The following is a 1,435-nucleotide window of genomic DNA, read 5'->3' on the forward strand; positions in this document are numbered from 1 at the left end:
TACGAGCCGACGACGTCCTGGCCCCGGCTGCCGTACGCGCCGCCGACGGCCCGGACCCAGCCGCCGTACGAGCCGACGACGTCCTGGCCCCGGCTGCCGTACGCGCCGCCGACGGCCCGGACCCAGCCGCCGTACGCGCGTACGCCGCCACCCGGCTGCCGGCGTACATGGTCCCGGCGGTGGTGACGGTCCTCGACCGACTGCCCCTGACGGTCAACGGCAAGGTCGACAAGGCGGCTCTGCCCGCCCCCGAGGCCGTCGGCGGCCGCGGGCGGGCGCCCTCGACGCCCGTCGAGGAGATCCTGTGCGGCCTCTTCGCCGACGTCCTGGGCCTGGAACGGGTCGGCCCCGACGACGGCTTCTTCGAGTCCGGCGGCGACTCCCTGCTCGGCATGCGGCTCACCGCCCGGATCCGCGCGGTGCTCGACGCGGACCTGAGCGTCCGCGACCTGTTCGCCACCCCGTCGCCCGCCGGCCTCGCCCGCCGGCTCGCGGACGCGGCGGACGGCTCCCGGGCCCCCCTGCGCCCGGCCGACCGGCCTGACCGACCCGAGCGCGTGCCGCTGTCGTACGCACAGCGCCGCATGTGGTTCCTGAACCGGATGGCCGGCACCGGCGCGGACGCGACCGGGGCCTACAACCTGCCACTGGCACTGCGTCTCATCGGTCGCCTGGACCGCGGCGCGCTGGAGGAGGCGCTCGGGGACCTCGCGGACCGGCACGAGAGCCTGCGCACGGTGTTCCCCGACACGGACGGCGAACCGTGGCAGCGCATCCTGACGGGCGACTCCGCCCGGCCTCCGCTCGCGGTGATCGAGACCGACGAGTCCCGACTGGCGGACGACCTCGCCCAGCAGTCGCAGCACGCTTTCGACCTGAGTACGGAACTCCCCTGGCAGTCGGCCCTGTTGACGCTGGCGCCGACAGAAGCCGTGCTGTTGCTGGTGGTGCATCACATCGTCGCCGACGGCTGGTCGATGGGGGTGCTGGCGGGCGATCTGCGGGTGGCCTATGCGGCGCGGTGTGCGGGGCGGGCGCCGGAGTGGGAGCCGTTGCCGGTGCAGTACGCGGATTACGCGCTGTGGCAGCGGGAGACGCTCGGTGACCCGGATGACCCGGAAAGCCTGATGAGCGCCCAACTGGACTACTGGCTGGGCGCGTTGGCGGACTCGCCGCCAGAGCTGCGGCTGCCGGTGGACCGCCCCCGCGCCACCGAACCGTCCTTCCGGGGCGGCAGCGTCCCGGTGGAGGTGGACGCCGACACCCATGCCCGTCTGGTGGCCCTCGCGGCCCGTGGCCGGGCCACGATGTTCATGGTGGCGCACGCGGCGCTGTCGGTACTGCTGTCCCGGATGGGCGCCGGTTCCGACATCCCGGTGGGTACCGGCATCGCAGGTCGCGGCGATGCCCAGTTGGAAGGACTGTCGGGATTCTT

Annotated in this window: 1 protein-coding gene; it reads left to right on the plus strand. The window is 74.1% G+C overall.

All coding sequences use genetic code 11. From position 1 onward, the window contains the following. On the plus strand, positions 1-1,435 hold a 1,435-nt coding region (locus tag ACTT8P_RS37785; protein WP_442836321.1), incomplete at both ends, for a condensation domain-containing protein.

It is taken from the genome of Streptomyces sp. JW3, assembly GCF_052216785.1.
Taxonomy (GTDB): Bacteria; Actinomycetota; Actinomycetes; order Streptomycetales; family Streptomycetaceae; genus Streptomyces.